Below are 7,744 nucleotides of genomic sequence, written 5' to 3'. Positions count from 1 at the left end.
ATTGGTGCATCGAAATGTCTCCGGAAAACCTGGAATGCGCGGTGCGCGCGGATTTGTCTTTCATGCATGTTCGCCGCAAACGACTGAGACGATAAGTGCAAACTATCGAACGATTGATGTTCTCTGGTTATCAATCGAACTCCCGGCGACTCATGCGACAATCATGGCCTGTGAAAATACAAGCATCGAGGCTGGAGATACACATGACCACGCGAGCGGACGAGATTCTCACGACGCTTGAGAGCGAAATCCTTTCGGGACGCTTGCCGCCCGGTTCGCGGCTGGAGGAAACCGAGCTTTCGGAGCGCTTCGAATGCTCGCGCACGCCAATTCGCGAGGCGCTGCGTCAACTGGCTTCCGAAGCGCTCATCACCATGCGCCCGCGCCAGCCCGCGATGGTCGCCGCGCTGTCCGCGCGCAAGCTGCTGGAAATGTTCCAGGTCATGGCCGAACTGGAAGGGCTGTGCGCGCGCCTGGCCGCGCGCCGTGCGACGCCGCAGCAAATCGTGCGGCTGCGCGAAACGCAGGTCGAACTGCGCGGCACGCTCGATGCCGAGCAGGTCGACAGCTTCTACGAAATCAATCGCCGCTTTCACGAAATCGTCTACGAAGCGAGCCAGAACGACTTTCTCGCGGACCAGACGCGCGGCCTGCGCAACCGCGTGTCTATCTATCGGAAGATGGTTACGCAAAAGGTGCGCCGCCGGCTCGATACCGTCGACGAACACGAACAGGTGATCGCCGCCATCGAGCGCGGCGACGGCGACGCCGCCGCCAAGGCGATGTCCGCGCACGTCAACCTGCTCGGCGAGCAGATGCTCGACTTCATCGCGCTGTTCCCCGAATCCGCCGACGTGACCGAATAAGGGCACGCTTCACCCTCTCGACATCGACGAAACCTTCGCAGGCATACGCCGGCGGGCGGCTGCACGCTCAAATTTTTGAAAAACTCCTTGCAACGTATTTTGAATCGGTATTATCTGGATACAAGAATGCCGACATGAAATACATCTAGCGCGTTTCCTCTGACATGACGACCGACGCCAAACACAAGGAGCAGGTGATGAGCGACACGCTGCATGCCGCGAACGACGTAGGGCAAGCGCAGAAAATCGAAGACCGCGTGTACCGGAAGGCCACGCTGCGGCTCATCCCGTTCCTGATCCTCTGCTACGTCGCGGCGTATCTGGACCGGGTGAACATCGGCTTCGCGAAGCTCCAGATGCTGAGCGACCTGCAATTCAGCGAAACCATCTACGGACTGGGCGCGGGCGTGTTTTTTATCGGCTACTTCCTGTTCGAGGTGCCCAGCAATCTGATGATGCAGCGCGTCGGCGCGAAGGCGTGGATCGCGCGGATCATGGTGACCTGGGCGCTCATTTCGGGCGCGTTCTTCTTCGTGCAGACGCCGACGCAGTTCTACGTGCTGCGCTTTCTGCTCGGTTCGGCGGAGGCGGGGTTCTATCCCGGCATCGTGCTGTATCTGATGCAGTGGTATCCGGCGCGCCGCCGCTCGCACGTGCTCGCGATCTTCATGATCGGCATTCCGCTCGCGGGGATCATCGGCGGGCCGCTGTCGGGCTGGATTCTGGAGGCGTTCAACGGCTCGCACGGGCATCCCGGCTGGCGCTGGCTGTTTCTGATCGAGGCGCTGCCGTCGCTGGCGCTCGGCATCGCGGCGTTCTTCTATCTCGACAACAAGCCGTCCGAGGCGCGCTGGCTCACGCGCGAGGAAGCGAAAATCATCACCGCTGCGCTCGACACGCCGAACCACCGCCATACGCGCGTCTCGGAGACGGTCGGCCAGGTATTCCGCGATCCGCGCATGCTGCTGATGGCGCTGATCTACTTCTGCGTGATCATGGGCCAGTACGGCCTGACGTTCTGGATGCCGACGCTCATCAAGGCGTCGGGCGTCTCCGGCGTGCTGATGATCGGCATGCTGTCGGCCATTCCGTTCGTGTTCGGCGCGATCGCGATGGTCTCGTTCGGCCGCAATTCGGACCGCACCGGCGAGCGGCGCTGGCATCTGATCGTGCCGATGCTGATCGGCGCGCTCGGCTATGCGATCACGGCGTCGTCGGGCTCGAACGTGCCGCTCACGCTCGTCGGCCTGTCGCTCGCGGCGGCCGGCGTGCTCACGCCGGGCCCGCTGTTCTGGGCGTTGCCGTCCGCGATCCTGGCGGGAACCGGCGCGGCGGCGGGCATCGCGGCCATCAACGCGTTCGCCGGGCTGGCGGGCTTCGTGAGCCCTTATCTGATCGGCTGGCTGCGCGATCTCACGCATACGTCGGTCATCGCGATGTATGTCTCGGCCGGCGTGCTGGTCGTCGGCGCGGCGCTGATCCTGCTGATTCCGGCGAAGCTCGTGAATCGCTGATTCGACGCGCTCCTTTCCGCTCCAGACAAACGGCATGCTGCCCCGCATGCCGTTTTTTTATTTCTGATCTACGTTGTTTGTATTTTTACGTGCTAGTCTATGTATTTGTACACGTCGTTTATAAATACACGGAGCGATACATGGAACTGAACTTCAAGGGCAAATCGGCGCTGATCACCGGCGCGTCGAAGGGCATCGGGTTGGCGACGGCGTGGGCGTTCGCCGCCGAAGGCATCGAGGAACTGCATCTGGCGGCGCGCTCCGCCGATGCGCTGCATTGTGCGCAGGACGAAATCGCGACGAAGCACGGCACGCGCGTGCACGTCCATGCGACGGATCTGTCGGTCACGCAGAACGCCATCGATCTGGCGCATGCCTGCGCGAACGCCGACATCCTCGTGAACAACGCCGCCGATTCCAGCCCCGGCCCGCTCGACAAGATGACGGACGCCGACTGGCGCGCGAGCCTCGACATGAAGATCTTTTCCTACGTGACGTTGACGCGCGAACTCTATGCGTCGATGAAGCGGCGCGGCAGCGGCGTGATCGTCAACGACATCGGTAACTCGGGCGAGAACTGGGACGCGAACTACATCATCGGTTCGACGGGCAATGCCGCGATGATGGCCTTCACGCGCGCCATCGGCGGCTGGGCGCTGGACGACGGCATTCGCGTGGTTGGCGTGAATCCGGGGCCGGTTGCAACCGATCGCATGGTCAAGCTGATGAAGCGCCGCGCGCTCGACTGGTACAGCGACGAAAGCCGCTGGGAAGAACTCTTCGACAAGTATCCCGGCAAGCGCGCGGCAAAGGCCGAGGAAGTCGCCGATCTGATCGTGTGGCTCGCGTCGGAGCGCGCGGCGTACATCACGGGCACGATCGTCACCATCGACGGCGGCATCGCGTCGCGCCGCTCGATCATCTGAGGAGACCACGAACATGCGTCGATTCGAAGAACGCAACGCCTATTTCGACCGCCTTTGCAACAGCGAAGGCCTGATGTGGCTCGGTCAGAACACCAACCACTTCGAGCCGCATCCGGCCGTGCGTCAGGCCGTGATCGACGCGCTCGATGGCGGCGAATATCACGCCTACGCGCCGCCGCTCGGTTTCGAAGCGCTGCGGCAACTGATTCGCGAGGACATCGGCCTGCCCGATGCATCGGTGATGATCACCGACGGCGCCGTCGAAGCGCTGTACAACGTGTGCCGCAACATCTGCGAAGCGGGCAAGGATTTCGTCACGACGAATCCGAGCTGGGCGTGGCCGATGCAGTTCGCCGCGCGGGCCGGTTCGCGCGTCATCGAATTGCCGATCTATTCGCCCGAGCAGAACTACAAGCTCACGCCCGCGCAACTGCGCGCGGCGGTGAACGAGAACACCGGCGTCATCTATCTCGTCGATCCCAACAATCCGCTCGGCACCTGTCATACCGAAGACGAGATCCGCGAATTCGCGGAGATCGCGCGTTCGGTCGGCGCGTACTTCATCCACGATGCGACGTACTTCCAGTTCGCGGATGACTTCACGCCCGCGTACCGGTTCTATCCGGAGAAAACCATCGTCACGTACAGCTTTTCGAAATGGCTCGGACTCGCGGGCATGCGGCTGGGCGCGGTGATCGCGCATCCGGATCTGATCGAGCGCTTCGCGTCCGCGCCGCCGAACAATCTCGGCAGCAACGTGTTGTCGCAGCGCGCGGCCATCGCCGGATTGCGCACCAAGAACGAATGGTTTCCGGAGATCAACCGGCGTCAGCGCCGCAATCAGGCGGCGGTCGTCGAAGCGGCGAAAAACGTCGAAGGCCTGAGCGTGCCGGTGTTTCCCTCGCAGGCGAACCTGCTCGTGGTCGAGACGATCGGCGCGGGCATCACGCCGGAAGCGCTCGTCGAAGCGTTTCAAAGCGAGCGCGTGATGATCCGGCAGGGCGCGTACCACACGAAACAGTTCGGGCATCGCTTCGTCAAGGTGAGCCTGACGGTGCCGGAAGCGTGGGCCGATCGCTTCTGCGAGCTGCTGCCTTCCATGGTCGAGCGCGCGCGTTCGATCAAGGAACCCGCGAATCAATTCTGAATACCGACGAGGACGGAACATGCCGTATCTGACGACATCGGATGATGTGAAGCTGTATTACGAGGAAGCCGGCGCTGGCACGCCGGTTGTGTTCGTGCATGAATTCGGCGGCGATCTGCGCAGTTGGGAACCGCAGATGCGCTACTTCAGCAGACGCTATCGATGCATCGCGTTCGCGGCGCGCGGCTATGCGCCGTCGGACGTGCCCGGCGATATCGATCAGTATTCGCAGGCCATCGCCGCGCGCGATATCCGCGACGTGCTCGATGCACTGGACATCGATCGCGCGCATATCGTCGGTCTGTCGATGGGCGGTTTCGCGACGCTGCATTTCGGGCTCGACTACGCGGATCGCGCGCGTTCGCTCGTGGTCGCGGGCGCGGGCTACGGCGCGGAAAAGGAGTTCGAAGACACCTTCCGCGAAGTGTCGCTCGAAGTCGCGAAACAGTTCGAGGCGCAAGGCGCGGAGCAATTCGCGAAGACCTATTCGCTCGCGGCATCGCGCATCGCGTTTCAGGTGAAGGATCCGCGCGGCTGGCTCGAATTCGCGACGATGCTCGGCGAACATTCGGCGCGCGGCTCGGCGCTGACCATGCGCGGTGTGCAGGCGCGACGTCCTTCCATCTACGACCTCGAAACACGGCTGAAAGCGATGACGGTGCCCACGCTCGTCATCGTCGGCGACGAGGACGATCATTGTCTGCAGCCGGGCATCTATCTGAAGCGCACGGTGCCCGCGAGCGGTCTCGTCGTGATGCCGAAGACCGGCCACACGCTGAATCTGGAGGAACCGGCGCTCTTCAATCAGCACGTCGCCGATTTTCTCGCGATAGTCGAGCAGAACCGCTGGCTGCCGCGCGACCCGCGCGCCGTGCCGGCGCAGATCATGAAGACATCATGAGCGCGAGTGCGTACGTCGACGAAAAGCGGCTCACGGAAAGGCTCGCCGCGATGGCGCGTATCGGCGCGACGGAAAAGGGCGGCGTCAATCGACAGGCGTTGTCGAAGGAAGACGCGGCGGCGCAGCGCCAGCTCGTGCAGTGGGGCGCGGCGCTCGGACTGAAGCCGTCCGTCGATGCCGTCGGCAACCTGTTCCTGCGGCTCGAAGGCGCGGATACGAGCGCGCCGCCCGTGCTGTCCGGCTCGCATCTGGACAGCCAGCCGACCGGCGGCAGGTTCGATGGCGTGTACGGTGTGCTGGCCGCCTTCGAAGCGGTCGAGGCGATCGTCGCGTCGGGCGTGAAGCCGCGCGTGTCGATCGATGTCGTCGCGTGGATGAACGAGGAAGGTTCGCGTTTCGCGCCGGGCATGATGGGCTCCGCTGTGTTCGCGGGCGCTCGCGAACTCGACGCCGTGCTCGCCGTCGTCGACACGGACAACGTGAGCGTGAGCGACGCGCTCGCCAGCGTGCGCGACAGCCTGCGCGATGTGCCCGCGCGCGCGCTGGGGGAACGCGCGTCGGCGTATGTCGAGGCGCATATCGAACAGGGTCCGCATCTGGAGCGTGAAGGATTGACGATCGGCGTGGTCACCGGCATTCAGGGCAAGCGTACCTTCAAGGTGCGCGTGGACGGCGAAGCGGCGCACGCGGGCACCTCGACGCGCGCCGAACGCAAGGACGCGCTGCTCGCCGCCATTGCGATGGTGCAGGCGCTGGCCGACGCAATGCGCGACCGCGAAGACATCGTGAAATTCACGGTCGGTCGTTTCGACGTGAAGCCGAGCGCGCCGTCCGTCGTGCCGAGTTCGGTCGATTTCTCCATCGATCTGCGTCATCCGGATTCGCACGTCCTGCAGGCGCTGGGCGACAGAATCACGCCGATCTGCGAAGCGCACGCGGGCGTGTGCGCGGTGCGCGTGACGGAACTGTCGACGGCGATGTCGCTCGACTTTCCCGAGCCGATGCGCGCGCTCGTCCGCGAAGCGGCGGCGCGGCTGGAGCTTGCGCAGCGCGACATTCTGTCGACCGCGGGCCACGACGCGCGCTATCTGCATGGCGTGTGTCCGTCGGCGATGATCTTCGTGCCGTCGCATCTCGGTCTCACGCATTGCGAGACCGAGTTCACGTCGTCGTCCGATCTGGCGGCGGGCGCGAAGGTGCTTGCGGATGTACTGAGCAGACTCGCGTCCGGTTAGAACTTGTGCGTCATGCCGATGACGACGCCGCGTGCATACGCGCCGGGCGCGACGGGAATGCCCGAATACTGCGTGCCGTCGAGCGTGTAGGCCGCCTGTCCGTGGTTCTGGATCAGACCGGCGGCCGCGTAGAGACTGGTCGCCTTCGAGAGAAAGTATTCGTAGACCAGACCGATCTGCTGCGCGTCGTTGCCTTGTCCGGTCCGGTCATGCGCATAGCCGTACATGACGGACACCATGTTGAAGGGATTGAGCAGCCAGGAGGTGGACGCTTCGTAGATATCGCGTTTCTCGCTGTGATCGGTCTGCCGTTCCGACTGAAACGCGAGATAGAAGCGCAGGTTGCCGGCCCGGTATCCGGCGGCCGCTCGCCACACTTTCTGCACCGATGTGCCCGTCGCGTTCGCCGACGATTCATAACCCGCCGATACGCGCCACGGCCCGTTCACGTAACGCGCGACCACGTTGTAGAAGCGCAGGCCATTGCTGGGCTGGGTGGTCTGATCGCGCAGCGAGATCATCGCCTGCGCGATCAGTCCATTCAGATTCGGCGTGAAATACGCGATGGCGTTGCTCGCGCGCACCGACACGTCCTGAAAGTTATTGATCGGCGACGCAATGCTTTTGACGGCCGTCGGATCCATTTCACCGTTGAGAAAAAGATATTCGGGCTTTTTCTGACGCCCGACCCGCAACTCGCCGAACGGCCCCGACATGCCGAGCCATGCAAGCCGGTTCCAGGCGGCGGTTGAATCGGTCGCCGCGCCCGTCACGCCGGAGAAACCCTGTTCGAGCTGAAAGTTGACGTGATATCCGCCACCGATATCCTCGCTACCTTTCAGGCCATAAACGGTGGCGAAAAGTCCGCTCGATACCGCGCGGACCGCCGATCCCTGACCACCGTTCTGATATTCGATGCCGTTATCGACGATGCCGTATAGGGTAATCAGCGATTGCGCGTGCGCATTATCGAATCCGCCTGCAAAGAAAATAACCAGCAACAAGACAACCAGCTTTCTCATTCTGTCTCCGGGTTCGTCCCATATTTATTTATCGTCGACGAAACCTTGCGATATCGGCCGTCGCGTTCAGGAAGTGAAAGCAGAATAGGGGAGCGTGATGGATGCGTCCCTGCACAAAAGCGCGATTCGCCGG

The 7,744-nt window shown here is 63.0% G+C and carries 8 protein-coding genes; 7 read left to right on the top strand and 1 reads right to left on the bottom strand.

Features of this window, described 5'->3' with window-relative positions; translation table 11 throughout:
• From AWB80_RS44690 to AWB80_RS36060, 7 genes are all read left to right on the top strand, one after another.
• A partial coding sequence (locus AWB80_RS44690; RefSeq protein ID WP_208635734.1) for a hypothetical protein occupies positions 1-241 on the top strand: 241 nt, incomplete at its 5' end.
• A complete protein-coding gene (locus AWB80_RS36085; protein WP_061179413.1) occupies positions 204-866 on the top strand; it encodes a GntR family transcriptional regulator in 663 nt (220 codons plus the stop codon). The genes AWB80_RS44690 and AWB80_RS36085, both read left to right, overlap by 38 nt.
• A 197-nt stretch (positions 867-1,063) precedes the next feature.
• Entirely contained in the window at positions 1,064-2,380 is a 1,317-nt protein-coding gene (locus AWB80_RS36080) for an MFS transporter (protein WP_061179425.1), read from the top strand.
• A gap of 140 nt (positions 2,381-2,520) precedes the next feature.
• Complete coding sequence (locus tag AWB80_RS36075) at positions 2,521-3,306, top strand: short-chain dehydrogenase/reductase (protein ID WP_061179412.1); 786 nt, start codon at positions 2,521-2,523, stop codon at positions 3,304-3,306.
• A 13-nt stretch (positions 3,307-3,319) separates the two neighbouring features.
• On the top strand, positions 3,320-4,453 hold the full coding sequence (locus AWB80_RS36070) for a pyridoxal phosphate-dependent aminotransferase (RefSeq protein WP_061179411.1): 1,134 nt from the start codon (positions 3,320-3,322) through the stop codon (positions 4,451-4,453).
• Positions 4,454-4,472: 19 nt separating this feature from the next.
• A complete protein-coding gene (locus AWB80_RS36065) occupies positions 4,473-5,354 on the top strand; it encodes an alpha/beta fold hydrolase (RefSeq protein ID WP_061179410.1) in 882 nt (293 codons plus the stop codon).
• Positions 5,351-6,589: a M20 family metallo-hydrolase gene (locus tag AWB80_RS36060; RefSeq protein ID WP_061179409.1), complete on the top strand. Its 1,239-nt coding sequence runs from the start codon at positions 5,351-5,353 to the stop codon at positions 6,587-6,589. The genes AWB80_RS36065 and AWB80_RS36060 overlap by 4 nt, the downstream gene beginning before the upstream one ends.
• Here the strand turns inward: AWB80_RS36060 and AWB80_RS36055 are convergent.
• Positions 6,586-7,611 (bottom strand): porin, encoded by a 1,026-nt coding sequence (locus AWB80_RS36055; protein ID WP_061179408.1) that lies wholly within the window; start codon positions 7,609-7,611, stop codon positions 6,586-6,588. The two genes, AWB80_RS36060 and AWB80_RS36055, sit on opposite strands and share 4 nt — an antisense overlap.
• Positions 7,612-7,744: the final 133 nt, after the last annotated feature.

Source organism: Caballeronia pedi (assembly GCF_001544915.2).
Taxonomy (GTDB): Bacteria; Pseudomonadota; Gammaproteobacteria; order Burkholderiales; family Burkholderiaceae; genus Caballeronia; species Caballeronia pedi.
This window is presented reverse-complemented; position numbering and strand designations above follow the sequence as displayed.

Coding starts and splice junctions, on each gene's coding strand:
- AWB80_RS36085 (WP_061179413.1), top strand. CDS start 204: ATGACCACGCGAGCGGACGAGATTCTCACGACGCTTGAGAGCGAAATC.
- AWB80_RS36080 (WP_061179425.1), top strand. CDS start 1,064: ATGAGCGACACGCTGCATGCCGCGAACGACGTAGGGCAAGCGCAGAAA.
- AWB80_RS36075 (WP_061179412.1), top strand. CDS start 2,521: ATGGAACTGAACTTCAAGGGCAAATCGGCGCTGATCACCGGCGCGTCG.
- AWB80_RS36070 (WP_061179411.1), top strand. CDS start 3,320: ATGCGTCGATTCGAAGAACGCAACGCCTATTTCGACCGCCTTTGCAAC.
- AWB80_RS36065 (WP_061179410.1), top strand. CDS start 4,473: ATGCCGTATCTGACGACATCGGATGATGTGAAGCTGTATTACGAGGAA.
- AWB80_RS36060 (WP_061179409.1), top strand. CDS start 5,351: ATGAGCGCGAGTGCGTACGTCGACGAAAAGCGGCTCACGGAAAGGCTC.
- AWB80_RS36055 (WP_061179408.1), bottom strand. CDS start 7,611: ATGAGAAAGCTGGTTGTCTTGTTGCTGGTTATTTTCTTTGCAGGCGGA.